General features: G+C 70.8%; 16 protein-coding genes and 4 pseudogenes. 10 read left to right on the forward strand and 10 right to left on the reverse strand.

What is annotated here, in order from left to right; all coding sequences use genetic code 11:
- Nucleotides 1-142 precede the first annotated feature (142 nt).
- On the forward strand, nt 143-781 hold the full coding sequence (locus V8690_RS32925) for a hypothetical protein (protein ID WP_338783726.1): 639 nt from the start codon (nt 143-145) through the stop codon (nt 779-781).
- Nucleotides 782-786: 5 nt separating this feature from the next.
- Here the strand turns inward: V8690_RS32925 and V8690_RS32930 are convergent, their stop codons facing one another.
- The 3 genes from V8690_RS32930 to V8690_RS32940 all read right to left on the reverse strand — a co-directional run bounded on the left by V8690_RS32930 (nt 787) and on the right by V8690_RS32940 (nt 3,384).
- Nucleotides 787-1,332, reverse strand: coding sequence for a DUF488 domain-containing protein (locus V8690_RS32930; protein ID WP_338783727.1), 546 nt, complete (start codon nt 1,330-1,332; stop codon nt 787-789).
- 237 nt (nt 1,333-1,569) lie between these two features.
- Nucleotides 1,570-3,099: a UDP-N-acetylglucosamine 1-carboxyvinyltransferase gene (locus V8690_RS32935; RefSeq protein ID WP_338783728.1), complete on the reverse strand. Its 1,530-nt coding sequence runs from the start codon at nt 3,097-3,099 to the stop codon at nt 1,570-1,572.
- A gap of 84 nt (nt 3,100-3,183) precedes the next feature.
- Nucleotides 3,184-3,384 (reverse strand): DUF4236 domain-containing protein, encoded by a 201-nt coding sequence (locus V8690_RS32940; protein ID WP_190051714.1) that lies wholly within the window; start codon nt 3,382-3,384, stop codon nt 3,184-3,186.
- A gap of 276 nt (nt 3,385-3,660) precedes the next feature.
- Between V8690_RS32940 and acnA the strand changes: the two genes are divergently transcribed.
- Together acnA and V8690_RS32950 are read left to right on the forward strand one after the other, a co-directional pair.
- Complete coding sequence (acnA, locus tag V8690_RS32945; RefSeq protein WP_338783729.1) at nt 3,661-6,378, forward strand: aconitate hydratase AcnA; 2,718 nt, start codon at nt 3,661-3,663, stop codon at nt 6,376-6,378.
- 166 nt (nt 6,379-6,544) lie between these two features.
- Entirely contained in the window at nt 6,545-8,062 is a 1,518-nt protein-coding gene (locus V8690_RS32950; protein ID WP_338783730.1) for an ATP-binding protein, read from the forward strand.
- Between the two features lie 8 nt (nt 8,063-8,070).
- On the opposite strand, the pseudogene V8690_RS32955 reads toward V8690_RS32950, so the two are convergent.
- From V8690_RS32955 to V8690_RS32980, 6 genes and pseudogenes are all read right to left on the reverse strand, one after another.
- Nucleotides 8,071-9,422: pseudogene (locus V8690_RS32955) on the reverse strand (sugar ABC transporter substrate-binding protein).
- Between the two features lie 60 nt (nt 9,423-9,482).
- A complete protein-coding gene (locus V8690_RS32960; protein ID WP_338785532.1) occupies nt 9,483-10,652 on the reverse strand; it encodes a sugar ABC transporter permease in 1,170 nt (389 codons plus the stop codon).
- Between the two features lie 98 nt (nt 10,653-10,750).
- Nucleotides 10,751-11,530: an ATP-binding cassette domain-containing protein gene (locus V8690_RS32965; RefSeq protein ID WP_338783732.1), complete on the reverse strand. Its 780-nt coding sequence runs from the start codon at nt 11,528-11,530 to the stop codon at nt 10,751-10,753.
- A 15-nt stretch (nt 11,531-11,545) separates the two neighbouring features.
- Entirely contained in the window at nt 11,546-12,580 is a 1,035-nt protein-coding gene (locus tag V8690_RS32970; RefSeq protein WP_338783733.1) for a substrate-binding domain-containing protein, read from the reverse strand.
- A 515-nt stretch (nt 12,581-13,095) separates the two neighbouring features.
- Nucleotides 13,096-15,584: pseudogene (locus V8690_RS32975) on the reverse strand (SpoIIE family protein phosphatase); the annotation flags it as partial.
- Nucleotides 15,585-15,955: 371 nt separating this feature from the next.
- Nucleotides 15,956-17,014, reverse strand: coding sequence for a lytic polysaccharide monooxygenase (locus tag V8690_RS32980; RefSeq protein WP_338783734.1), 1,059 nt, complete (start codon nt 17,012-17,014; stop codon nt 15,956-15,958).
- A gap of 309 nt (nt 17,015-17,323) precedes the next feature.
- Between V8690_RS32980 and V8690_RS32985 the strand changes: the two genes are divergently transcribed.
- Complete coding sequence (locus V8690_RS32985) at nt 17,324-17,734, forward strand: MmpS family transport accessory protein (RefSeq protein ID WP_338783735.1); 411 nt, start codon at nt 17,324-17,326, stop codon at nt 17,732-17,734.
- 104 nt (nt 17,735-17,838) lie between these two features.
- Here V8690_RS32985 and V8690_RS32990 read toward each other — a convergent pair whose 3' ends face one another.
- The gene (locus V8690_RS32990; RefSeq protein WP_338783736.1) at nt 17,839-18,834 is read right to left on the reverse strand and encodes an acetylxylan esterase; all 996 of its coding nucleotides are present in this window, start codon (nt 18,832-18,834) and stop codon (nt 17,839-17,841) included.
- Nucleotides 18,835-19,066: 232 nt separating this feature from the next.
- Here V8690_RS32990 and V8690_RS32995 point away from each other — a divergent pair, with 232 nt between their 5' ends.
- The 6 genes and pseudogenes from V8690_RS32995 (at nt 19,067) to V8690_RS33020 (ending at nt 25,826) form a co-directional block, all read left to right on the forward strand.
- Nucleotides 19,067-20,059 (forward strand): ABC transporter permease subunit, encoded by a 993-nt coding sequence (locus tag V8690_RS32995; RefSeq protein WP_338783737.1) that lies wholly within the window; start codon nt 19,067-19,069, stop codon nt 20,057-20,059.
- The gene (locus V8690_RS33000) at nt 20,053-20,925 is read left to right on the forward strand and encodes a carbohydrate ABC transporter permease (RefSeq protein ID WP_338783738.1); all 873 of its coding nucleotides are present in this window, start codon (nt 20,053-20,055) and stop codon (nt 20,923-20,925) included. The genes V8690_RS32995 and V8690_RS33000 overlap by 7 nt, the downstream gene beginning before the upstream one ends.
- 40 nt (nt 20,926-20,965) lie before the next feature.
- Nucleotides 20,966-22,620, forward strand: a pseudogene (locus V8690_RS33005) (extracellular solute-binding protein).
- A complete protein-coding gene (locus V8690_RS33010) occupies nt 22,617-23,144 on the forward strand; it encodes a hypothetical protein (RefSeq protein WP_338783739.1) in 528 nt (175 codons plus the stop codon). Before V8690_RS33005 ends, V8690_RS33010 begins: the two are co-directional and overlap by 4 nt.
- A pseudogene (locus V8690_RS33015) lies at nt 23,141-23,823 on the forward strand (hypothetical protein). The gene V8690_RS33010 and the pseudogene V8690_RS33015 overlap by 4 nt, the downstream one beginning before the upstream one ends.
- Nucleotides 23,820-25,826: a beta-galactosidase gene (locus V8690_RS33020; RefSeq protein ID WP_338783740.1), complete on the forward strand. Its 2,007-nt coding sequence runs from the start codon at nt 23,820-23,822 to the stop codon at nt 25,824-25,826. Before V8690_RS33015 ends, V8690_RS33020 begins: the two are co-directional and overlap by 4 nt.
- Nucleotide 25,827: the final 1 nt, after the last annotated feature.

Here is a 25,827-nt window from a genome sequence, read left to right on the forward strand (position 1 = left end):
TTACGTCCCCGACCCCTGTAGCGCGCCGGTGACATTCGGGACGAACCCGTAGCAGGTGTGCGGGGCAACGTATGCGGGGGTGACGGGTCCTAGTGAGTGCAAGGGCTGAAGCCCGCGCATTCACAAAACATGGGGGAAAGACATGCACGCCCGTACCCGAGGCATCCGCACCACCGTGGCCGCGCTGGCGGCCGCCGCCGGTGTCGCCGCAGTCGCCGTCCCGGCCGCTGCCGCCACCACACCGGCCTCCGCCACCACAGCGACTTCCGCCACACCCCGGTTCCTGGAGCCGGCCGAGCTGCCGCCGCACCCGACCTCGCCCTGGTACGCCGGTCCGGTCACCGCCGGTCAGCCGGACCCGCTGCCGGTCTGTGTGGGCGAGGCCCTGCCGTCCATCGCCACCCACCGCTCGTTCGGGACCGAGTACGACACCAGCGCCCAGCAGATCACGGTCGTGGAGCGCGACGTGCAGCGGGCCAAGGACTTCGCGGCGCTGCTGCGCAAGGACCTCGCGGGCTGCGCGAAGAAGCTGATGGAGCGGGACCCCGACATCACGGCGACGCAGAAGTACTACGGCCGGCTGAACGTGGAGGAGGGCGCCCATGTCTACGGCCTCCACACCGCTTCGGCGTGGGGTTCCTCCGACATCGGCCTGTTCTCGGTCGGCCGCGACGGCAGGACAGTGACGATCGTCCTGTGGGGGCAGATGGGCAACTTCCAGCACGCCCAGGTGTCCGACTTCAAGACCACCACCGTCACGGCGGTCAACAAGCTGTACTGACGGGCTCAGCCGCTGGCAGGGCTTCCGCGCCCGTCGTAGACGAGAAGCCCGTCGTCGCGCAGTCGCGCGCCGGGCGTCGGCGCATGGGCGCTGAGGCGCCCGTCGTGCATGAGGTGGCGGGCGGGTACGCCGCGGGCGAGTACCGCGAAGTCGGCGATCAGCCGGCGGTGGCAGCGCCACCAGACGGCCTCGCTGCACAACACGGCGGTGCGGCCGTGCGCGGCCTCGCGCAGAACCCGGTCCATCGCGGTGACGAACTCGGGGGAGCGGGTGTGGGCGGCGTAACCGCGGAAGGAGGCGTTGCGCCAGACGGTGTCCGGGCTGTCCACGGGAGCTGTGCGGAACCCGCCCAGGGCGGGTTCCCACCGGTAGGCGATGCCGCGGTCCGGCATCCACTCGGCGAGCCGCCGCCGCGACAGATCGGGGTCGCGGCGGCTGCCGGGGGCGGTCCGCACGTCCACGACGGCCGTGACGCCGGCCTGACGCAGCAGATCGGCGATCCGGTCCCGACCGGCGGTGCTGTGCCCGAAGGTCAGCAGAATCGCGTCCACACCACCGGACTATCCCGTTCTCGCGGACCCACACGAGAGAAGGGGCCGAGCTGCCCATCCGCCGCTGCGCCCCGAGGAGTACCGGTGACCGATTTGCGCATGGTCACCTACACGGCAGCGGCCGCAAGCGGCGACGCGCGGAAGCTGGACCTCCTTCGCGTCACAACCGGCCAGAGCGCCGTCGCGCTCCCCTGAGCGCGACGGCTGGGTGGTCTCTCCGAGTCGAGGACGAAAAACCTAGATGTCCCGGAATGTCTCGATCTGCGCCCCGATCGAGTTCAGCCGCTCGGCCAGGTCCTCGTAACCCCGGTTGATGACGTACACGTTGCGCAGCACCGACGTGCCCTCGGCCGCCATCATCGCCAGGAGGACGACCACGGCGGGGCGCAGGGCGGGCGGGCACATCATCTCGGCGGCGCGCCAGCGGGTCGGGCCCTCGACCAGGACGCGGTGCGGGTCGAGGAGCTGGAGCCGGCCGCCGAGGCGGTTCAGGTCCGTCAGGTAGATCGCGCGGTTGTCGTAGACCCAGTCGTGGATGAGGGTCTTGCCCTGGGCGACCGCCGCGATGGCCGCGAAGAACGGGACGTTGTCGATGTTCAGGCCGGGGAACGGCATGGGGTGGATCTTGTCGATCGGCGCCTCCAGCTTGGAGGGCCGGACGGTGAGGTCCACCAGCCGGGTGCGGCCGTTGTCGGCGAAGTACTCGGGCGTGCGGTCGTGGTCGAGGCCCATCTCCTCCAGGACCGCCAGCTCGATCTCCAGGAACTCGATCGGCACCCGGCGCACCGTCAGCTCCGACTCGGTGACCACGGCCGCCGCGACGAGGCTCATCGCCTCGACCGGGTCCTCGGAGGGGGAGTAGTCCACGTCGACGTCGATGGTCGGCACGCCGTGCACGGTGAGCGTGGTGGTGCCGATGCCGTCGACCTTGACGCCGAGGGCCTCCAGGAAGAAGCACAGGTCCTGGACCATGTAGTTGGAGGAGGCGTTGCGGATGACGGTGATGCCGTCGTGCCGGGCGGCGGCGAGCAGCGCGTTCTCGGTCACCGTGTCGCCGCGCTCGGTCAGCACGATGGGGCGGTCGGGGCGGACCGAGCGGTCGACCATCGCGTGGTACTGGCCCTCGGTGGCGGCGATGTCCAGACCGAACCGGCGCAGCGCGATCATGTGCGGCTCGACCGTGCGCGTACCGAGGTCGCAGCCGCCGGCGTAGGGCAGCTTGAAGTGGTCCATGCGGTGCAGCAGCGGACCGAGGAACATGATGATGGAACGGGTGCGGCGGGCCGCGTCCGCGTCGATCGCCGCCAGGTCCAGCTCGGCCGACGGCACGATCTCCAGGTCGACACCGTCGTTGATCCACCGGGTGCGCACGCCGATCGAGCCCAGCACCTCCAGGAGGCGGTACACCTCCTCGATACGGGCGACGCGGCGCAGCACCGTGCGCCCCTGGTTGAGCAGTGAGGCGCACAGCAGCGCGACACACGCGTTCTTGCTCGTCTTGACGTCGATGGCGCCGGAGAGCCGGCGGCCGCCGACGACCCGCAGGTGCATCGGACCGGCGTAGCCGAGGGACACGATCTCGCTGTCGAGGGCCTCCCCGATACGCGCGATCATCTCAAGGCTGATGTTCTGGTTGCCGCGCTCGATCCGGTTCACGGCGCTCTGGCTGGTTCCGAGCGCCTCGGCAAGCTGAGACTGAGTCCAGCCCCGGTGCTGCCGGGCGTCACGGATGAGCTTGCCGATGCGTACGAGGTAATCGTCTGCCATGGAGTTGAGGCTATCTCAGATATGAGATGGCGCCTGGCCGGGGGGTCCATTCGGGTGACGGGAGGTCAATCCTCCCCGGTGGCTTCAGTGTCGGCGAGTGGTGCGCGTGCGCCGCCACCCGAAAGGTCCGGGCAAATCCATCGATGTCGTACGACGTCCCGTACTGCTGCGCGTGTGCCGCGGGCCGTTCTTCCCGCCGCCGGTCGTGATGGACCAGGAGCGCTTGTTGATGTTCAGTCGCACCCCCGGAAGGATCCGGAAACTCTTGCGGAACGTGAGCGGCATGCCTGTCTCCTCTCCGTTCGTGGCGTGGATACCTGGTTCGGATACCCCGGGGAGGGGTGCGCATGACCGCGTGGCGGACGCCGGGGCATGACCAACCGGCCTCGGTGTACTAGAGTTATCTCGACATCGAGATATCTGCCGAGGAGCACCGCAGCGCACGCCGTCATCGAGTCCGACGGTAAGGGTTACCTAACTTAGCCTTACCTTAGCGGATTGGTCGAGAGGCCGTGGCGGCAGGATCGTGGTGGTACGCGCACATCAATGAAGGAGACTGTCGTGTCGGCGAACAGCTTCGACGCCCGCAGCACGTTGCAGGTGGGCGACGAGTCGTACGAGATCTTCCGGCTGGACAAGGTGGAGGGCTCGGCCCGCCTTCCGTACAGCCTCAAGGTCCTGCTGGAGAATCTGCTCCGCACCGAGGACGGCGCGAACATCACCGCCGACCACATCCGCGCCCTCGGCGGCTGGGACTCGCAGGCCCAGCCGTCGCAGGAGATCCAGTTCACGCCGGCCCGCGTGATCATGCAGGACTTCACCGGCGTTCCCTGTGTCGTGGACCTCGCGACCATGCGTGAGGCCGTGAAGGAGCTGGGCGGCGACCCGGCGAAGATCAACCCGCTGGCGCCGGCCGAGCTGGTCATCGACCACTCCGTCATCGCCGACAAGTTCGGCACGAACGAGGCCTTCGCGCAGAACGTCGAGCTGGAGTACGGCCGCAACCGCGAGCGCTACCAGTTCCTGCGCTGGGGCCAGACCGCCTTCGACGAGTTCAAGGTCGTCCCGCCCGGCACCGGCATCGTCCACCAGGTGAACATCGAGCACCTGGCCCGGACCGTGATGGTGCGAGGCGGCCAGGCGTACCCCGACACCCTCGTCGGCACCGACTCGCACACCACCATGGTCAACGGCCTCGGTGTGCTGGGCTGGGGCGTCGGCGGCATCGAGGCCGAGGCCGCCATGCTCGGCCAGCCGGTCTCCATGCTCATCCCGCGCGTCGTCGGCTTCAAGCTGACCGGTGAGCTCACCCCCGGCACGACCGCCACCGACCTCGTGCTGACCATCACCGAGATGCTCCGCAAGCACGGCGTCGTAGGCAAGTTCGTCGAGTTCTACGGCGAGGGTGTGGCGGCCACGAGCCTCGCCAACCGCGCCACCATCGGCAACATGTCGCCGGAGTTCGGCTCCACCGCCGCGATCTTCCCGATCGACGACGAGACCATCAAGTACCTGAAGCTGACGGGCCGCAGCGAGCAGCAGCTCGCCCTCGTCGAGGCGTACGCCAAGGAGCAGGGCCTCTGGCTGGACCCGAAGGCCGAGCCGGACTTCTCCGAGAAGCTCGAGCTGGACCTGTCGACGGTCGTGCCGTCCATCGCCGGCCCGAAGCGTCCGCAGGACCGTATCGTCCTCGCAGGCGCCGCCGAGCAGTTCAAGCAGGACGTCCGCAACTACGTCGACAGCGTGGACGAGGCGGGCCAGGAGTCCTTCCCGGCCTCCGACGCCCCGGCCGTCGCCCCGAACGGCGCCCCGTCCAACCCGGTCACCGTGACCGCCCCCGACGGCTCGACGTACGAGATCGACCACGGTGCCGTGACGGTCGCGGCCATCACCTCCTGCACCAACACCTCCAACCCGTACGTCATGGTCGCCGCCGCCCTGGTGGCCAAGAAGGCGGTCGAGAAGGGCCTGACCCGCAAGCCGTGGGTCAAGACCACCCTCGCCCCGGGTTCGAAGGTCGTCACCGACTACTTCGACAAGGCGGGCCTGACCCCGTACCTCGACAAGGTCGGCTTCAACCTCGTCGGCTACGGCTGCACCACCTGCATCGGCAACTCGGGCCCGCTGCCGGAGGAGGTCTCCAAGGCCGTCAACGACCACGACCTCGCGGTCACCTCGGTCCTCTCCGGCAACCGGAACTTCGAGGGCCGTATCAACCCCGACGTCAAGATGAACTACCTGGCGTCCCCGCCGCTGGTCGTGGCCTACGCGATCGCCGGCTCCATGAAGGTCGACATCACCCGTGACGCCCTGGGCACCGACCAGGACGGCAACCCGGTCTACCTGAAGGACATCTGGCCCTCCGAGGCCGAGGTGAACGACGTCGTCGCCAACGCCATCGGCGAGGACATGTTCTCCAAGTCCTACTCGGACGTCTTCGCGGGCGACGCCCAGTGGCAGGCGCTGCCGATCCCGACCGGCAACACCTTCGAGTGGGACCCGGAGTCGACGTACGTGCGCAAGCCCCCGTACTTCGAGGGCATGACGATGGAGACCACCCCGGTCTCCGACATCTCCGGCGCCCGCGTGCTGGCCAAGCTGGGCGACTCGGTCACCACCGACCACATCTCCCCGGCCGGTGCGATCAAGGCCGACACCCCGGCCGGCAAGTACCTCACCGAGCACGGCGTCGAGCGTCGCGACTTCAACTCCTACGGCTCCCGCCGTGGCAACCACGAGGTCATGATCCGCGGTACGTTCGCCAACATCCGCCTGCGCAACCAGATCGCGCCGGGCACCGAGGGCGGCTACACGCGTGACTTCACGCAGGAGGGCGGCCCGGTCTCCTTCATCTACGACGCCTCGCAGAACTACCAGGCCGCCGGCATCCCGCTGGTCGTCCTGGCCGGCAAGGAGTACGGCTCCGGCTCGTCCCGCGACTGGGCCGCCAAGGGCACCGCGCTCCTCGGCGTCAAGGCCGTCATCGCCGAGTCCTACGAGCGCATCCACCGCTCGAACCTCATCGGCATGGGCGTCCTTCCGCTCCAGTTCCCGGAGGGTGCCTCGGCCCAGTCCCTCGGTCTGACCGGCGAGGAGACGTTCTCCATCACCGGCGTCACCGAGCTCAACGAGGGCACCACCCCGCGCACGGTGAAGGTCACCAGCGACACCGGTGTCGAGTTCGACGCGGTCGTCCGCATCGACACCCCCGGTGAGGCGGACTACTACCGCAACGGCGGCATCATGCAGTACGTGCTGCGCAGCCTGATCCGCAAGTAAGCGGGCCGTCAAGGCAGTTCACGGCAGTTCGAGGGCCGCGTTCCCGGGTGACCGGGGGCGCGGCCCGCGCCGTTGACACCAGGGCCGGGTGGCCCCGGCGCGGGGTCATCGCCCGCGCTCAGGCTGAGCACAGGGTTCCCCCAGCGGGCCGGGACAGGATCGGTACATGTCTGGCACCCCTGGGTCACTGCGCACCCAGCTCCTCGTCCGTGTCGGTGCCGTCCTCGTCGCCGTCTGTGCCGCGATGACGCTCGCCGGCGTCCTCGCCCAGCGGGCGTATCTGCTGGACCGTCTGGACGGCCGGGTCGTGGACGCCGCCGAACACGGTCTGGCCCGGGCCTCGCTGCGGCCGGGCGACGACCGGGACCTGACGTTCCTCGACGGGGCCGGGCACCCAGCCGGGCTGCTCGCTGCCCGGCTCGACGCGCACGGCGCGGTCACGGCCGGGGCGGTGGCCGGCCCGGCCGCCCCACCGCGGAACCTCACCCCCGGCCAGCGCACCGCCCTGCGTGGCATCGCCCCCGACGGCACGCCCCACACCCGGACCGTCCCCGGCCTCGGCACCTACCGGGTCACCGGGCTGGAGGCGAGCGGGGTCCGTGTCCTCGCCGGACTGCCCCTGGACGAGGTGCAGGAGATGACACACCGTCTGGCCGTGGTCGAGGCGGTCGTCGCAGCGGCCGGGCTCGCCTTCGCGGGCTGTGTCTGTGCCGTCGTCGTACGGCGTCAGCTGCGTCCCCTCGGCCGGGTCGCCGCCGTCGCCGCCGAGGTCGCCCGGGTGCCGCTCGGCCGCGACCGGCTCGGCGGGCTGCCCCGGGTGCCCGAGGCGGACACCGACCCCGGCAGCGAGGCAGGGCGGGTCGGCGCCGCGCTCAACCGCATGATCGACCATGCCGAGACCGCCCATGCCGAACGCCGCCGGGGCGAGGAGCGGGTGCGCCGCAGCGAGGAACGCATGCGCCGCTTCCTGTCCGACGCCGGCCATGAACTCCGTACACCGCTGGCCTCCATCGTCGGCTACGCGGAACTCATGAACCGCGGCACCGGCCCGGTCGAGCCGGCGCCGGCCTGGCGCCGGGTCGCCGCCGAGTCGGCACGCATGACGGCCCTGGTCGAGGACCTCCTGCTGCTGGCCCGGCTGGACGAGGGCCGCCCCGTGCCGTCCGCCGAGGTGGACCTGGCGGCGCTGGTCGCCGAGGCGGTGTGGGAGGCGCGGGCGGCGGACGCGGACCACACCTGGCGGCTGGCGCTGCGCCTCGACGCGCCGGCGCTGGTCACCGGCGACGAGACGGCCCTGCGCAAGGCCGTGGCGTATCTCCTCGCCAACGCCCGGGCGCACACCCCGCCCGGCACCACGGTCGTGGCCGCGGTGGAGTCCACCGCCGGGCGCCGCCTCGTCCGCGTCCGCGACGACGGCCCCGGCATCCCGGCGCACCTCCTCGGCACGGTCTTCGACCGCTTCACCCGCGCCGACGCCTCCCGCTCGCGCAGCGGCCCGGAGGCCGGGGGATCCGGTCTCGGCCTGGCCGTCGTCGAGGCGGTCGCCTGCGCGCACGGCGGGCACGCGGGTGTGCGCAGCGCACCGGGACACACCGAGTTCACCGTGGAACTTCCCCCCGCCGAGGAGACGGAGGATGAACTGCCGTCGCCCGCCGGGGCGCTGGGGCTCTTTGAGCGGCGTTGACCGCCGCGTCACTCGCCCCGGTACTTCGCCGCCGCCACCTGGGCGAGGTCCTGCGACTTCTCCAGGGCCGTGTCCACCGACTGGTGCCCGGCGATGGCCGCGGCGATCTGCTCGGAGACCGCCGTACCGAGCACGGCGAACTCGGGAATGCCCAGGAAGCCGATGCCGGCGTAGGGGCGGGGGCGACGCCGGGATTCTTCGGGTCGGCGGAATCGGTCGCCGCCGTGTACTCCTGCCGGTACCAGGCGCCGGCCGCCTGCTGGTACTGGGGGTTGGCGTAGAGCGACTTGCGGTTCCCGGCGGGCGCCGCGGTCCAGCCCACCTCCCGCCCGACCAGCTCCTGGTACTCCTTGGAGGAGGCCCAGGAGATGAACTCCCAGGCGGCGTCCTTGTTGTCGGAGGCCTGTTGGATGCCCCACGCCCAGGTCCACAGCCAGCCGGCCTTCTCGGTCCGGTCGTGCGGGGCCGGGACGTAGCCGACCTTGCCCTTGACCGAGGAACCGTCGGCCTCGATCGACGAGGCCAGCGACGTGGCGTCGTACATCATGGCGCACTTGCCCGCGACGAAGCTGTCGAGGATCTCCAGCACGCCCATCCGTTCGGCGCCGGGCTGGCCGTGGGAGCGGAGCAGGTCGACGTAGAAGCCGACGGCCCTCTTGAACTCGGGTGAGGTCAGGCGCGCGTTCCAGTCCATGTCGTACCAGGCGCCGCCGAAGGTGTTGACGACCGTGTTGATGGGGGCGAGATTCTGGCCCCAGCCCGGCAGGCCGCGCAGGCAGATGCCGCTCGCGCCGTCGGTGCCGTCGACCTGGGCGGCGAGGTCGGCGACCTGCTGCCAGGTCGGGTTCGGCGGCATGGTCAGCCCGTCCTTGCGGAAGAGGTCCTTGCGGTACATCAGGAAGGAACCCTCGCCGTAGAACGGCTCGGCGTAGAGCTTGCCGTCCTGGCCGGTCAGCGAGGACACCAGGTTGGGGAAGACGTCGCCCTGGTCGAAGTCCTCGTCGGCCTTCACATAGGGGTCCAGCGGGGCGAGCCAGCCGTTGTCCGAGTAGATAGGCACCTCGTAGGCGCTCACGCTGGCCACGTCATAGGTGCCGGCCTGGGTCGCGAACTCGCGGTTCATCTGCTCCCGCGCCTCGTTCTCCGGCAGCAGGGTGTAGTCGACCGTGATGCCGGTCTCCGCGGTGAAGTGTTTCTTGGTGAGCTTCTTGAGGGTCTGCACCTGGGGCACGTCCGTGGCGAGCACGCTGAGGTCGGCCTGCTCGCCGCCGGGCGGGTCCGTGTCACCGCATCCGGCGAGGACAAGGCCAGCGACGGCCGTGGCGGCCACGGCCGCCCGGACGAGGCGGCTGCGTTTCATGGCACTCCGGCCCCTACCCGTTTTTGCCGTTTCATAGGCATTTTGGGACACATTCATGGCTCATGGACGGCCCCGCCGGGCCGCCGCGCGTCTGGAGAGCGCGTCGGCCGCGACGGCGGCCAGCAGCACCCCACCCGTGATCATGAACTGCACGGCGTCCTCCACCCCCAGCAGCCCCATGCCCGAGGCGATCGACTGGATGACCAGCACGCCGAGCAGCACGGACCAGGGCGAGCCACGCCCGCCGAACAGGCTCGTACCGCCGATGACGGCCGCCGCGATGGCGTTGATCAGCAGCATTCCGGAACCGGCCGCCCGGGCCGTCGTGGGGCTCGCCGAGGTCAGGCCCGAGGCCACGAACAGCCCGCCGATCGCGGCCAGCGTCCCCGACACCATGAACATCGCGACCCGCACCCGCTCCACGGCGATGCCCGCCCGCCGCGCCGCCTCGACCCCGCCGCCGAGCGCGTACACCCGCCGCCCGTAGCGGGTGCGGCGCAGCACGTAGTCCGAGACGACGAGGACCACCAGGAAGATCAGCAGCGCGAACGGCAGACCCTGGAACCGGTTGAGCGTGTGGGCCGCGGCGAAGGCGAGCACCGCGAGCAGACCGGTGCGCACCCAGATCTCGCCCATCGGCCGGTACGGCATCCCGGCGGCCCGGTGCCGGGCGCGGTTGCGGTGGGCGGCCAGGAAGTACCCGGCCGTGCCGAGCGCCGCCACCGTGTAGGCCGCCACGTCGTCACCGAAGTGCCGGCTGGTCAGGGAGGCGACCAGGCCCTCCTCGTCGATGTTGATCGTGCCGCTCGCGCCCAGCAGGTACAGCGTCAGGCCGTTCCAGATCAGCAGCCCCGCGAGGGTCACGACGAACGCGGGTACGCCGAGCCAGGCGAAGAACAACCCGTGGAAGGCGCCCACCGCCGTGCCCGCGGCGACCGCCACGATCACCGCGAGCCCCTCCGGCATTCCGTGGCTCACGTTCAGCACGGCGAAGGCGGCCCCCGCCAGGCCGCTGACCGAGCCGACCGACAGATCGATCTCCCGGATCAGCAGCACGAACACGATGCCGACGGCGACCAGGCCGGTCCCGACGATGTCCACGCTGAGGTTGGACAGGTTGCGCGGCGAGAGGAACTTGTCGTCCAGCGCCTGGAAGACGATCCAGATCACGATCAACCCGGCGATCACCAGCAGCGGCCCGCGCTCGCCGTCCCGCACACTGCCGCGCATCTCCAGGGCGTAGTCGCGCAGACTGCCGGACCAGCCGCGGGGGCGCGGCCCGCGGCCGGGCGCGACCGGCCCGGCGCCCCGGTGCGGCCCGCCCCCGGTCACGGCCACGCCTCCTCGTCGCCCTTCGTACGGTGCGCCACGGCGTTGTCCGCCGCCCCGGTGACGGAGGAGATGATCTGCTCCTGCGTCACGGTGCTCACGTCGAACAGACCGTTGTTGCGGCCCAGCCGCAGCACGGCGACCCGGTCCGCGACGGCCTTGATGTCACCCATGTTGTGGCTGATGAGGATGATCGCCATACCGCGGTCGCGCACCTCCTCGATGAGGTCGAGCAGATGGCTGGTCTGCTCGACGCCCAGGGCGGCGGTGGGCTCGTCGAGAAGCAGCACCTTGGGCGCGCCCATGAGCGAGCGGGAGATCGCGACGGCCTGCCGCTGCCCGGCGGACAGCGCCGCGACCGGCATCCGCACGTCGGGGATACGGATCGACAGGGCCCGCATCAGATCGCGGGCGCGGCGCTCCATCCCCACCTCGTCGAGGATGCCCACCCGGTGGATCTCCCGGCCGAGGAAGAGATTGCCCACGACGTCCAGGTTGTCGCACATGGCGAGGTCCTGGTAGACGGCCGCGATGCCCAGGGCGTGGGCGTCGTGCGGGCGTTTGATCTGCACGAGCCGCCCCTCCCACTCGATGACGCCCCGGTCGGCTGGGCTGACGCCCGAGATCACCTTGATCAGCGTGGACTTGCCGGCGCCGTTGTCGCCCGCCAGGGCCACGACCTCACCGGCCCGGACCTGGAGGTCGACGTCCACGAGCGCCTGCACGCCGCCGAACCGCTTGGAGATGCCGCGCAACGCCAGTACGGGTGGATGGGCCACGGGGGATCACCTCCCTCACCGGGTGAGCCCGATCCGGTCGCAGGCCGACCGGAGCTTCGGGGTGCAGATCTGGTCGATCGTGTAGACGCCGTCCCGGACGAGCGTCCGCCCGATCGTCTCGGCCGTCACGGAGACCGGGTCGAGCAGCACCGCCGGGACGTCCGGGGTGGTGGGGCTGTCCACGGTCGACGTGACGAGGGCGTCGAGGTCGTTGCCGCGTGCCAGGGCGACGGCCATGGCGGAGGCCGCCTCGGTCTCCTGCCGGAAGGGCTTGTAGACGGTCATGTACTGCTCGCCCTTGACGATGCGCCGCACGGCGTCGAGGTCGGCGTCCTGGCCGGTGACCGGGGGCAGCGGCGAGACGCGGGCGCTCTTGAGCGCCGCGATGACACCGGCGGCGATCGAGTCGTTGGCCGCGAGCACCCCGTCGATCTGGTTCGGGCCGAGGGCGCTGATCGCGGCGGACATGTGGTCGTGCGCGTTCTCCGTGCGCCAGCCGAGGGTGTCGTACGACTTGAGGATCCGCACCCTGTCCTGGAGCACGGACCGGGCGCCGCCCTCGTACCAGGCGGCGTTGGGGCTGGAGGGGTCGCCGTTCACCATGACGACGCCGCCGTCGTCGGCCCTGGCTCCCATGCCCTTCAGCAGTGCCTCGCCCTGGAGTCTGCCGACCCGGCCGCCGTCGAAACTGACGAAACCCGAGATCGGGCCCTCGGCGAGCCGGTCGTAGGCGACGACCGGAATGCCCGCGCGGTCCGCCGCGCGGACCGAGGAGCGCAGCGCCTTGGGGTCGACGACGTCCAGGATCAGGACGGACACACCCCGGGTGATCATGGAGTTCACCTGCTGCCGTTGGCTCGCCGTGTCGTTCTCCGCGTTGGCGTAGACGACCTCGCACTCCGGGCACAGCTCCTTCACCCGCTTCTCGATCAAGGGCTTGTCGGACTGCTCCCAGCGGGGCACCGCGCGGCTCGGCAGCAGCAGCCCGACGGTGAACCCGCCCTCGCCCTGCCCGCCGTCCTCGGTACAGCCGGCCAGGGCCACCGCCATGACAGCCGCGACGAGCCCGGCGCCCACACGCCGGCTGACGGCCTCTCATCCCGACCCCCCTCCTGGGACCGGCCTCGTCCCGAGGGGTTGCTCCGGCCCGGGGGCCGGTGCTGGTCCGGGGCTTGGTGCTCGTTCGGATCCAGGGCCCGGTCCGGGTTCCCGCTCCGGCTCCGGGACCGACCGCGGTCCTGGCTTCGGCCCGCGGCCCAGGCTTGGTTCCGGTCCGGGGCCTGGTTCTCGTTCGGGTCCGGGGTCCGGCTTCGGCGCGAGGGCCGGGCTTGGTTCCGTTCCGGGGCTTGGTTCTCGTTCGGGTCGGGGGTCTGATCTGGGTTCCGGCGTCGGCCCGAGGCCCTGTCTCCGCTTCGGGCGCGGTTCCAACCCATGCCCCAGCCCCGGGTGCGGCCGATGCCCCAGCCCCGGCCGGGCTCCCGTTCCTCTTCCGGCTCGACCCACGGTGCCTCTTCCGGCGTCGGCTCCTCTGCCGGTGCCCGGTCCGCCTCCTGCTCCTGGCGTGACACGACGATCTCGCTCCACACCTGCTTGCCGCCGCCGACCGGCACCGAGCCCCAGGCCGCCGACAGCGCCTCGACCAGGAAGAGCCCCCGGCCGCCGGTCGACTCCCAGTCCACGACCACCGGCTTGGCCGGCGCCCGCGGCGAGGAGTCGCTCACGGTCACCCGCAGCCGGTCCGCGGCCAGGGTCAGGTCCAGCCGGAGCGCGCCCTGCGTGTGCACCAGCGCGTTGGTGACCAGCTCCGACACCACCAGTAGAACGGTGTCGGCCTCGTCCACGATGTCCCACGAACGCAGCGTGCGCGCGCTGAACCGGCGGGCGTGCATGACCGCGTCCGGCAGCCGCCACACCACCCAGCCCGACCGCACCGGCCGCACCCGCATCCCGTCGTAGCGCAGCAGCAGCAACGCCACGTCGTCCTCCCGGCGGCCGGCCTCGCCGAGCAGGTCGTCGGCCATCCGCCCCGGGTCGGAGGGATCGGCCGCGGCGAGCGCCTCGCGCACGATCCGCATGCCCTCGTCCACGTCCAGTTCGGCCGACTCGACCAGGCCGTCCGTCACCAGCGCGAGCACCGTGCCGGGCGTCAGCGCCACCGCCGTCAGCGGGAACTCCGCGTCCTCCAGCACGCCCAGCGGAAGCCCGCCCTCGACCGCGATCTCCTCCGTGCCGCCATCGGGATGACGCAACAGCGGGGACAGATGCCCGGCCCGCACGAACAGCGCGTTGCCCTCCTCCAGGTCCAGCTCGACGTAGCAGCACGTGGCGAACAGGTCGGTCTCCATGCCGACGAGCAGCCGGTTGGCGTGCGAGACGACCACGTCCGGCGGATGCCCCTCCACGGCGTAGGCCCTGACCGCCGTGCGCATCTGGCCCATGATCGTCGCTGCCCCGGCGCTGTGCCCCTGCACATCACCGATGACCAGGGCCACCTTCCTCTCCGACAGCGCGATCACGTCGTACCAGTCGCCGCCCACCTGGAGCCCGCGCCGGGCGGGCAGATAGCGGGCCACGGCGATGCCCCCGGGCAACGGGGGAGACGGCGCGGCAGCAGGCTGCGCTGGAGCATCGTCGCGAGTTCCTGCTCGGCGTCGTAGGCGTGCGCGCGGATCAGGGCCTGCCCCACCAGCCCCGCGGTCGCCGTCAGCAGGGCCCGTTCCTCGGGCGCGAACTCGTGCGGGGTGTCCCAGCCGACCAGGCACACCCCGGCCACCCTGCCCTTGGCCGGCAGTGGCAGGACCGCGAGCCCGCCGGGGCCGATCCCCGCGAGCCCGGGTTCCAGCACGGCACCCGCCGGCCACAGGCTCATCCGCCCGTCCCGCAGCGCCGCCTGGAGCGTGGGCAGGGCGGTGACCGGCGCGTCGGGCCACTCCGAGCGCCACTCGGAACGCCACAGCTCCGGCCAGGCACCCGCACCCGGCGGATCGAGCACGGTGACCGCCAGCCGGTCCTCCAGCAGCTCGGCGAGCGCCACCCGGTCGGCACCCAGCGGCTCGCGCAGCGCGGCGACCACCACGCGACTGACGTCCCGGACCGTCGTGGCGTCGTCGAGCGCGGCCGTCAGCCACTGGATCCGGGCGACGTCGCTGGCGCTCCGGCGCAGCACCGGGGCGGCGGTCACCACGCCCAGCACCCGCTCCGGGGCACCGTCGGGGCGCTTCAGCACCCGGCAGCTCAGGCGCAGCCAGCACAGTTCACCGGTGGCCCGGCGGGTACGGAACTCCAGTTCCCGTCGCCCGGGGGTCTGCGGGGACGGTTCGATGACCGACATCAGGGCCGGGACGTCCTCCGGGACGCTGTACGAGAGCAGGGTGTCGGTCTTGCCGTCGAAGCCGCCCTCGGGGATACCGACCAGTTCGAGCAGGGCCGGGTCGGTCTCGACCAGCCCGGTCCCGGGCGCCAGGGCGAAGGAACCGACCCCCAGGGCGCGCAGGGCGGAGTCCAGGAGCGGCGAGGGGGCGGACCGGTCGGCCTCGCCCCGGAGCCGCCCGGCGACCGCCTCGGCATACCGCTCCAGGAACTCCCGCTGCTCGGCCCCGAACCCCTCCCCGGCCTCTCCCACCACGACCAGGCACCCCAGCCACCCGCCGGCGGCCCCCAGGGGCACCGCCCCGAGTGGCGCGCCGGCGGCTCCGCCTTCCTGCCGGCCCGCGAGCCACAGCGGCCGCCCACTCCGAAAGGCCTCGACCACGGCTGACCCGATGGTTCCCGACACCGCTGCGTAGCCCGGCGCCGGGGCGGGCGAGGTGCCCCCGCCATGCCGCACGCGACTCGGCAACCCGTAGCGCCCCGGCTCGCCGCCGGCCGACTCCACCAGCCGGAGTTCCGCGCCGTGCTCGCTCCGTACGTACACCGCCGCCAGCACCACCCCGGCAAACGTCAGGACCCGCTCCCGCGCGGCGGACTCCGGCGTGGGACGAGGCGCCCCGGTGTCCCCGTGCCCCGGTGCCCGAAGGCCGGGGGCCGCGGCCCGGGCATCGCCGTAATGGGGCATGTCCGCATCCACCTCCCGTCCGTGCCGCGGCCACCGGCAGGTGGGAGTCCCCGGAACTCAGGCGACGACGACGCGGCGGATCCACGCCCACGTGAGCGGCAGGGCACCCTCACAACAGAATCGCACACCTGGATAACAGCGACATATGGGACTGAAGGACGACTCAGGCATCGCTCTGGCGATTTCCGGCCCCGCGCACCTCCCACGAGCCGCCGCCCGCCAACGTGGCGCCACATGGCCCACAGCGAGACCGAGGTCACGGCGGCACTGTCACCCGCCAATCGGGTCCCGCGGTCGCCTCTCCGCGGACACCCGCCAGCGGGCCCGGCAGCCGGGACGCCCCGGCCGCCGGACCCGCCCGACGCGACGGTTCAGCCGACCCGGCAGGGCAGGCTCGTCGTGCTGTCACCGCCCGAGCCGGAGACGGTGTATCCGAACGTCGTGCTCTTGCCGGGATCGAGGGAGCCGTTCCAGCCGGCGTTGTGGACCATCACCGACTGGCCGTTGTAGGTGGCGTTGCCGCTCCACAGGCTGTCGATCTTCTGGCCGGACGGCAGCGTCCAGTCGACCATCCAGCCGAGCATCGGGACGGTGCCGGTGTTGGTGACGGTCACCTCGGACTGGTAGCCGCCGTTCCAGCTGCCGGTCGTCTTGCGGGTGGCCGTGCACGTGCCGGGCACCGGCTCGGACGGGTCGCCCGGCTGCTTGATGCCGGTCACCTCGCCGTTGCCGCCGTCGAAGACGACGTCCGAGCAGGAGTAGAAGGTCTCCTGGCTGTCGGAGCGCTGCCAGACCATGTAGATGATGTGGCGGCCCGACTTGCCCTCAGGGAGCTTGCCGGTCCAGGAGTAGTTGGCCTCGACCGTGCCCGGGGAGCCGTTCAGCGGCGGGTGGTCGACGCTCAGGAACGGCCGTTCCTCCATGTCGTTCCAGGTGAGCGTCTTGGTCGGGTCGAAGCCGTCCTTCGTGATGTAGACGTAGAACCAACCCGGGTGCGCCGCCCAGGCATTGTAAGAGAAGTCGACCGTCGCGCCCGAGGTGAGGTGGGTGAGCGGCCAGTCCTTGCTGGGCGTGTTGAACCCGGTGAAGTTGGTGTTGCCGCCGCTGCACAGCTCGCCGTCCGGTACGAAGCCCCGGGTGCGGCCGGCGCTGTCCGAGCGGAGCACCGAGAACCAGTTGTAGAACGGCGTCGTGCCGCTGACCTGCTGCGCGGCCCGGCAGGCCGGGTTGACCGGCTTGATCTCACCGGTGTCGGTCAGACCGTCCTGCCAGCACAGGAAGGTGCGGCTGCCGGGCTTCATGGGGGTGCCGTGTGCCTCCGCCTCACCACCGGCCGTCATGACCAGGCCGAGGGCCGGAACGGTGACGAGGAGGGAGAGCAGGACCAGGAGGAGGGCTCGGGCCCGGGTGGGAAAAGCTGATCGGGGCATCGGGGGTCCACCCGAAGTTGTCAGGATCATGACAGCATCGTCCGTTCCTTGAGGTACGGGCCTGTGGATGCGTGTGTGCGAATGCGCGGGATGGGAGCGACTCGAGGCGGGTTCCGGTCCACCGATATGGGAGCGCTCCCACCCCGCTGTTGCGGAAGTTAGCGCCGGGCGGCGCAGTTGTCTACGGCTGTCGCAGCCGGGCGCCGGTCAGGATTCCGGCGTCATCGGCGTCAGGTTTTGTGAAGTTGACTTTGCATTCCATTCACGATTGGCTGCGGATTCGACCTTTCATGATCCGGGGGGATCCCTTTGAACCGCACCATCCGTGCAACCGTTTGTGCCGTCGCCACCGCCGGTCTCGCGCTCGGTCTCAGCTCCTGCTCCGAGGCCGTCGACCAGGTCGACAAGGCAGTGGACGAGACGTACGAAGTCACCTACGAGGTGACGGGGAAGAACGTCGACTCGATCGAGTTCCACGGCGGCGGTGGCAAGGCCATGGAGCCGAAGGTCGAGTCGGTGTCGAAGCCCGAGCTGCCCTGGAAGAAGACGGTCACGCTGCGCGGCATCATGCCCGCGGCGGTCATGCCGGTCGCCGCGGACCCCGAAGGCGCCCAGGTCACATGCAAGATCATCCACAAGGGCAAGGTGATCGAGGAACAGAGTGCCGATGGTCTGGTGACCGCCGGCGGCTGCACCGCGGAGTCCCCTATCGGGAAGTAACCCCGAATTGCGCGGCCGATGGACGGGTCGGCATCCCGCACCCGGAGTTCCGGCCGGACCTCGGGTCAACGAACCCCGAACGATGACCGCGAATCATGCGGTCATCACTTCCGACCACCCAACACCTCCCGCAGCCAATCCAGTTGACGCCGCACCTGCACCGCGTCACCCCCCTCGTGCCCGTTGAACGGATGCGCGTGGATCTCCTTGCGCGGGGCCGTGCCGGTCAGTTCGGCATAGCGGTTGAACGCGGCGTACGCCCCGCTCGGCGGGCACACCGTGTCCCGTAGCCCCACGCCGAAGTGAGCCGGAGCCTGCGCGCGGCGGGCGAAGGAGACGCCCTCGACGTAGGACAGCGTGCGGTAGGCGTCGTGCTCGGCGCCCCGGTGGACGGAGAGATAGGACGCGATCTCCCCGTACGGCCCCGCGTCCGTGAGGTCGAGCGCGCGGCGGATGCCGGACAGCAGCGGGGCGGTGACGAGCAGCGCCGCCAGGCCGGGGACGAGCCCCGCGACCGCGAGGGCCAGGCCGCCGCCCTGGCTGTTGCCGACGGCCGCGGTCCGCGCGGGATCGACGCCGGGCAGTGCCCGTACCACCGTGACCGCGCGGACCGCGTCCGTGATCAGACGGCGGTAGTGGTAGTCCTCGGGCGCGAGCAGGCCGCGTACCGCAGGGCCGGGCCCGCCCGGGGCCGTGGCGTGCGGGTCGGGGGTGTCGCCGCCGCAGCCGTACTCGTCGCCCTGGCCGCGGTTGTCCATGAGCAGGTGCGCGTACCCGGCGTTGACCCAGGTGAGGCGTTCGTGGGGGAGGCCCCGGCCGCGTCCGTACCCGGCGAACTCGACGACGGCGGGCAGGAGTTCGTCGACACCGGCCGGCTTGCTGAACCAGGCGCGCACCGGATCGCCTGCGAAGCCCCGGAACGTCACGTCCCAGGTCCGGGTCAGCCGCAGGCCCGTCTCCACCGGCCGCGCCGACACCAGCGGGTCCGCCTGCCCGGCCTCCTTCAGTGTGCGCAGCCAGAACGCGTCGAAGTCGGCGGGCTCCCCGACGTCCGGGCGATGGCGCTCCAGTTCCGTCAGCGGCAGGTCGAACGCGGGCACGGCGGCACCTCGCAGGAGTCGGTAGGCATCCAGAAACTTGCGATGGACGACGGACGGCAGGCCCCTGGGATCTACCCAGGTTCGACGCGATACCAACGCGGCACAGACGCCTCAGCCGACTGCCGCCGCACCCATTGACAGCGCTTTCTGATGCCTTTAAGTTGCCGCGAAGTTACCGGTAAGCGCTCGAAAGTTTCGGTTCCGCGTCCCATGCCCACGGGAGGCCCGAGCAATGAGCACGTCCACCACGTCGGCCCCGCCGGGCACCAAGGATCCGCCTGAGGCCTCAGCCGCACCCCGACGCGGCAAGCGGGACCCCGCCCGGACCGGCTGGCGGCGGGCGCTGCGCCGCGACTGGCAGTTGTACTCGCTGGCGATCCTGCCGCTGCTGTTCTTCCTGGTCTTCCGCTATCTGCCGATGATCGGCAATGTCATCGCCTTCCGGCGTTTCGAGCCCGGCGGGTCGATCTTCGGCGAGGAGTGGGTGGGGCTGCGCTATGTGCAGATGTTCCTCAACGACCCCACCTTCTGGCAGGTCTTCCGCAACACCCTGTGGATCGGCGGCCTCACGCTGCTGTTCTGCTTCCCGGTCCCCATCGTGCTGGCGCTGCTGCTCAACGAGGTGCGCCGGCGCTCCCTGAAGCGGTTCGTGCAGTCGGTGTCGTACCTCCCGCACTTCCTGTCGATCGTGATCGTCGCGGGCATCACGATGCAGATGCTGGCCAGTGACGGCCCGGTCAACCACGTCCTCGGCTGGTTCGGCCACGAACCGATCCGCTTCATCCAGGAACCCGAGTGGTTCCGCACGGTCTACGTCGGCTCGGAGATCTGGCAGACCGCCGGCTGGGGCACGATCCTCTACCTCGCCGCGCTCACCACGATCGACGAGGACCTGTACGAGGCCGCGCGCATCGACGGCGCCAACCGCTGGCAGCAGATCTGGCACGTCACCCTGCCCGGCATCCGGCCCACCATGGTCACGCTGCTGATCCTGAACATCGGCGCGTTCATGGCGGTCGGCTTCGAGAAGGTCCTGCTGCTGTACAACCCGCTGACGTATCCGACCGCCGACGTGATCTCGACGTACGTGTACCGGTCCGGCGTGGAGTCCAACAGCTTCAGTTACGCCGCCGCCATCGGACTGTTCGAGGCGATCATCGGCCTGGTCCTCATCACGTCCGCCAACCAGCTCTCGCGCCGCACAGTGGGGACGAGTCTGTGGTGAAGCCGAGTCACTCCTACAGGGTCTTCCAGGGTGTCAACGGGGTGGTCCTCACCCTCGTCGTGCTGGTGACCCTGTACCCCTTCGTCAACATCCTCGCGCGGTCCTTCAGCGGCGAGCGCCAGATCCGGGCCGGCGAGGTGACCCTGCTGCCCAAGGGGTTCAACCTCACCACGTACGAGATCGTGTTCCAGGACTCGATGTTCTGGCGGAACTACGGCAACACCGTGCTGTACACGGTCGTGGCGACGGCCGTCGCCATGGTGCTGACGACGTGTTACGCCTTCGTCCTGTCGAAGAAGCACCTCAAGGGCCGGGGTGTGCTCGTCGGCATCGCCGTGTTCACCATGTTCTTCACCGGCGGTCTGATCCCCAACTACATCCTGGTCACCAGCCTCGGCCTGAAGAACAGCGTCTGGGCGATCGCCCTGCCGAACGCGATCAGCGTCTTCAACCTCCTGGTCATGAAGGCCTTCTTCGAGAACCTGCCGACCGAGCTGGAGGAGGCCGCGCAGATCGACGGCCTCAGCACGTACGGCATCCTGCTCAGGATCGTCCTGCCGCTGTCCAAGGCGGTCGTGGCGACGATGGTGCTGTTCTACTCGGTGTCCTTCTGGAACTCCTGGTTCAGCGCCTTCCTCTATATGGACCGGACGGATCTGATGCCGGTCACCGTCTACCTCCGCAACCTCATCCAGGGCGCCACCGGCGGCGGCAACGCGGGCGCGGGCACGGAGCAGCTCAGCCAGGTCGGCGCGAACATCCAGTCGGTCACCATCGTCCTCACCGCCCTGCCGATCCTCTGCGTGTACCCGTTCGTCCAGCGCTACTTCGTCTCGGGCGTGATGCTCGGCGCGGTCAAGGGCTGACGCCGCCTCCTCAACCGGCCTACGGAACAAAGGAGTCTCCGTGAAGAACGCAGGACAGCTGTCGCGGCGCCAGATACTCGCCGCCGCCGGCTTCATCGGTCTCGCCACGGTCACCGGCTGCGGCAGCGGAGACGACGGCGGGGACGGCAAGGACCTGTCGAGGAAACAGAACGGGGCGATGAAGAACTACCGGGCCGGGCAGCAGTTCAAGGCGGCCAAGCCGCTGTCCTTCTCGGTCCTGCACAACAACAACCCCGTCTACCCCATGAAGGACGGCTGGCTCTTCTGGAAGGAACTCACCCAGCGCACCGGGGTGACCCTCAAGCCCGTCGACGTCCCGCTGGCCGACTACGAGAAGAAGCGCAGCGTCCTCATCGGCGCCGGCGACGCCCCGTTCCTGATCCCGAAGACGTACCACCCCTCCGAGGTCGCCTTCGTCTCGTCGGGCGCGATCCTCGCGGTCAGCGACTACGTCCACCTGATGCCCAACTTCCGCGACAAGGTGCGCAAGTGGAAGCTGGAGCCCGAGCTCGACTCGATCCGCCAGTCCGACGGCAAGTACTACCTGCTGCCCGGACTGCACGAGAAGGTCAAGTCCGGCTACTCGCTGTCCTTCCGCACGGACGTACTCGACCGGCACGGCCTGAGCCTGCCCACCACCTGGGACGAGGTGTACGACGTCCTCAAGGCGCTCAGGGAGGAGTACCCCGGCACGTACCCCTTCTCCGACCGCTGGAGCACCAACACCCCGTTCCCCTGCGGCGCCCTGTTCCTCTACCTCGGCCAGGCCTTCGGCGTCCGGGCCGGATGGGCGTACGACAACATCAGCTTCGACCACAAGGCGCAGAAGTTCGTCTTCACCGGCGCCCAGGACGCCTACCGCCGGATGGTCGAGTACCTGCGGGGGCTCGTCGCCGAGAAGCTCATGGACCCCGAGAGCTTCAGCCAGACCGACGACCAGGCCGTGCAGAAGCTGCTCGCCCAGAAAAGCTACGCGATCAGCGCCAACCCCCAGGAGCTGGTGCAGAACTACCGCTACAACCTGGAGAAGCAGGTCGACGGAGCCAAGATCGAGATGGTCCCGGTGCCCCTCGGCAGGCCGGCCCGGTGGTGCCCGGCGGCACCCGCCTGGAGAACGGCGTCATGGTCTCGAGCAAGGCCCTCGAGAGCGACGGCTTCGTCGCGATGATGCAGTTCCTCGACTGGCTCTGGTACTCGGACGAGGGCCAGAAGTTCTGCAAGTGGGGCGTCGAGGGCGTCACCTACACCGAGTCCGGCGGGCAGCCCCGGCTGAAGCCCGGCATCACCCTGATGGGCTCCGACCCGGACGCCCCGAAGGACCTCCAGAAGGACTACGGCTTCTTCAACGGCGTCTTCACCTACGGCGGCAGCTGGGCCCTGGTCTCCTCCTCGTTCAGCCCGGACGAGAAGAGGTTCCAGGACGCCATGGCCCAGCGCGAGCAATTGCCCATCGACCCGGCCCACCCCCTCCAGTCCTTCGAACAGGAACAGGCGACCCTCTGGGACACCCCGCTCAAGGACACCGTCATCCAGAACACCCTCCAGTTCGTCCTCGGCAAACGGCCGCTGTCCGACTGGAACGCCTACCTCGCCGAACTGAGGTCGAAGAACATGCAGCAGCTCGTCGACCTGCACAACAAGGCTTACGAGCGGTTCAAGAAGGAGAACGGGTGATCCGCGTCCCCGACGCGCCGACCGGCCACCTGACCGGCGCCGGCCGACACCGCCTCGACGCCGACCGCGTGGACCTCGCCCTGTGCCATGGCTGCCGGGATTTCGCGGGGCCTGGGCGCGCCCGGCGGAGGCTGACCGACTGCATGGGCTTTGCCCTGGGCTGCGGCTCCGGGGACATCGCAGTGCCCGCGCGCTCCTGCCGGCGGCTGACGGCCGACGCCGACCCCGTCGGTCTCGCCCTGCGCCGCGACTCCCAGGACTCCGCCGTGCCCCCGCGCACCCATCGGCCGCTGACGGCCGACTTCCGCCGCGTCGATCTTGCCCTGCGCTGCGACTCCCAGGACTCCGCCGTGCCCCCGCGCACCCATCGGCCGCTGACCGCCGACGTCGGCCGCGTCGACCCGCTCTTGACCCTGGGCCGTCACGAGGCCGTCCTCGTCGAGCTCGCCCCGGTCGTCGACGAGACCCCGCCCTGGTGGGACGAGTGGGACGAGCGGCGTCTGCCCGGCCGGGAGGCGGCATGAGCACCGTACGCACCTCCGACTTCGGTACCGGAGCCCTCTCCCGCGCCTCCGCCCTCATCCACACCGTCCTCACCGCCGAGGCGCTGCTGCTCCTCACCGCCTCCCCGGGCCTGGCCGGACTGCTCCTGCTCGGCCCCGACCCCGCCAACCTCCCCCTCGCGGCCCTGTGCCTGCTGCCCCTCGGACCGGCGCTGTCCGCCGCGCTCTACGCCCTCCACCACCGCAGCCGCGACCTCACCGAACTGCACCCGGCCCGCGCCTTCCTGCGCGGCTGGCGGCTCAACGCCGTACCGGCGCTGAAGCTGTGGACACCCCTGCTGGCCTGGCTGACGGTCATCGCCTTCACCCTCACCCACTTCTCCGCCACCGGCCTGCCCGGCTGGTGGGCGCTGCTGCTCGCGGTGATCGGCGCCGGCTCCTCCTCTGGGGCGCCCACGCCCTAATCCTCACCTCGCTGTTCGCCTTCCGCGCCCGGGACACCGCCCGCCTCGCCGGGTACTTCCTGTTCCGGCACGGCCGCGCCACCCTCGCCGCCGCCTCCCTGCTCGTCCTGGCGGCAGCGCTGACCGCCCTGCTGACCGAGGCCGTGGCCGCCCTGCTGGCCGCCCCGCTGCTGCTGTCCCTGCTGCACGGCAGCCGCACGGTGATCACCGAGACCCAGGAGGACTTCACGGCATGACCGCGCCCCGCACGCCGAAGATCCCGTACGGCGGTGACTACAACCCCGAGCAGTGGCCCGAAACCGTCTGGGACGACGACCACCGTCTGTTCGCCCGGGCCGGCATCGACACCCTCACCGTCGGCGTCTTCACCTGGTCCCTCACCCAACCCGCCCCGGACACCTACGACTTCACGGTCCTGGACCGCATCCTCGACCGGGCCGCCGCCGAGGGGCGCCAGGTCTGTCTGGCCACCGGCACCGCCGCCCTCCCGCCCTGGCTCGCCAAACGGCACCCCGAGGTCAACCGCACCGACTTCGAGGGCCGCCGCCACCGCTACGGCCAGCGCCACAACTTCTGCCCCAGCTCACCGGCGTACCGCGGGCACGCCACCGCGCTGGCCTCGCGTCTCGCCGAGCGGTACGCCGGCCACCCCGCCCTGCTCGCCTGGCACATCAACAACGAGTACGGCGGCGCCTGTTACTGCGAGCTGTGCGCCGAGGCCTTCCGCGAGTGGCTCCGCGACCGGCACGGCACCCTCGACGCCCTCAACGACGCCTGGTGGACCACCTTCTGGTCGCACCGCTACACCGACTGGGACCAGATCGAGCCGCCGAACGCCCTGACCGAGCACTGGCGCGGTCCCGACCACACCGCCTTCCAGGGCATCACCCTCGACTACTTCCGCTTCACCACCGACGCCCTCCTCGGCTGCTTCCTGGCCGAGAAGGAGGTGATCCGCGCACACGACCCCGACACGCCCGTCACCACCAACTTCATGGGCACCTTTCGCCCCCTCGACTACCACCGCTGGGCACCCCACCTCGACTTCGCCTCCTGGGACAACTACCCGCCCCTGGACGCCCCGCCGACCCGGCCCGCCCTCGCCCACGACCTGATGCGCGGCCTGAAGGACGGCGCCCCCTTCTGGCTGATGGAGCAGACGCCGTCCACGACGGCCTGCCGTGACGTCAACCCGCTCCGGCGGCCCGGGGAACTCCGTCTCGCCACCTTCCAGGCCATCGCCCACGGCGCGGACGCCGCCCTGTACTTCCAGATGCGCGCCTCACGGGGCGCCTGCGAGAAGTACCACGGGTCGGTCATCGGCCACGCGGGCCGCGACGACACCCGTGTCTTCCGCGAAGTAGCAGAGCTGGGGCGGGAGTTGGAGTTCTTGGGTGACCGGACCCTCGGCGCCCGCACCCCGGCCCGCACCGCCCTCCTCTTCGACTGGGACAGCTGGTGGGCCCTGGAGATCTCCGACGGCCCCTCCCGGCTGGTCAGGTACCCGGACGTGGTCCACGCCTACTACCGGGCCGCCCGCGAGGCCGGCGCCGACGTGGACGTGATCCCGCAGACCGCCGACCTCACGCCCTACGACGTGGTGCTCGCCCCCGCTCTCCACATGGTCAAGGGCGACCTCGCCACCCGCATCGAGGAAGCGGCCGCACGCGGCGGCACGGTCCTGGCCACCTTCCTCTCCGGCCGCGTCGACGAGCACGACCGCGCCTTCCTCACCGACGTCCCCGGCCCGCTCGCACCGCTGATGGGCATCCGCGTGGACGAATGGGACGCACGCCCACCGGAGTCCACCCAGCCGATCCCCGAACTGCCGGCCGAGGCCCGGCTCGTCTTCGAGATCGTCCTCCCACGCGGCGCCGAACCGGTCGCCACCTACGGCACCGACTTCTACGCCGGCACCCCCGCCGTCACCCGCAACCGATTCGGCGACGGCGAGGGCTGGTACGTCGCCACCGCCCTCGACCAGCCGGGCGTCGACCGGATCGTCCGCCGGATCCTGGCCCGTCACCACCTGCTCGGCCCCTACGCCGACCACCCGGCCGTGGAGACGGCGACCCGGATCACCCCCGACGGCACCCCCTTGCTCTTCCTCCTCAACCACGCCCCCGAACCGGCCCGCCTGACGGCCCACACCACGGCCACCGACCTGCTCACCGGCAAACGGGTCGAGCGGGGCGAACCCCTGGTCCTCGACCCCCTGGGCGTCGCGATCCTTCAGTAGA

The sequence above is a fragment of the Streptomyces sp. DG1A-41 genome (genome assembly GCF_037055355.1).
Lineage (GTDB): Bacteria > Actinomycetota > Actinomycetes > Streptomycetales > Streptomycetaceae > Streptomyces.

What these genes read in the sequence shown, in the direction of transcription:
- V8690_RS32925 (WP_338783726.1), top strand. Translation starts at nt 143, where the DNA reads ATGCACGCCCGTACCCGAGGCATCCGCACCACCGTGGCCGCGCTGGCG.
- V8690_RS32935 (WP_338783728.1), bottom strand. Translation starts at nt 3,099, where the DNA reads ATGGCAGACGATTACCTCGTACGCATCGGCAAGCTCATCCGTGACGCC.
- V8690_RS32940 (WP_190051714.1), bottom strand. Translation starts at nt 3,384, where the DNA reads ATGCCGCTCACGTTCCGCAAGAGTTTCCGGATCCTTCCGGGGGTGCGA.
- V8690_RS32950 (WP_338783730.1), top strand. Translation starts at nt 6,545, where the DNA reads ATGTCTGGCACCCCTGGGTCACTGCGCACCCAGCTCCTCGTCCGTGTC.
- V8690_RS32960 (WP_338785532.1), bottom strand. Translation starts at nt 10,652, where the DNA reads ATGCGCGGCAGTGTGCGGGACGGCGAGCGCGGGCCGCTGCTGGTGATC.
- V8690_RS32970 (WP_338783733.1), bottom strand. Translation starts at nt 12,580, where the DNA reads ATGGCGGTGGCCCTGGCCGGCTGTACCGAGGACGGCGGGCAGGGCGAG.
- V8690_RS32980 (WP_338783734.1), bottom strand. Translation starts at nt 17,014, where the DNA reads ATGCCCCGATCAGCTTTTCCCACCCGGGCCCGAGCCCTCCTCCTGGTC.
- V8690_RS32995 (WP_338783737.1), top strand. Translation starts at nt 19,067, where the DNA reads ATGAGCACGTCCACCACGTCGGCCCCGCCGGGCACCAAGGATCCGCCT.
- V8690_RS33020 (WP_338783740.1), top strand. Translation starts at nt 23,820, where the DNA reads ATGACCGCGCCCCGCACGCCGAAGATCCCGTACGGCGGTGACTACAAC.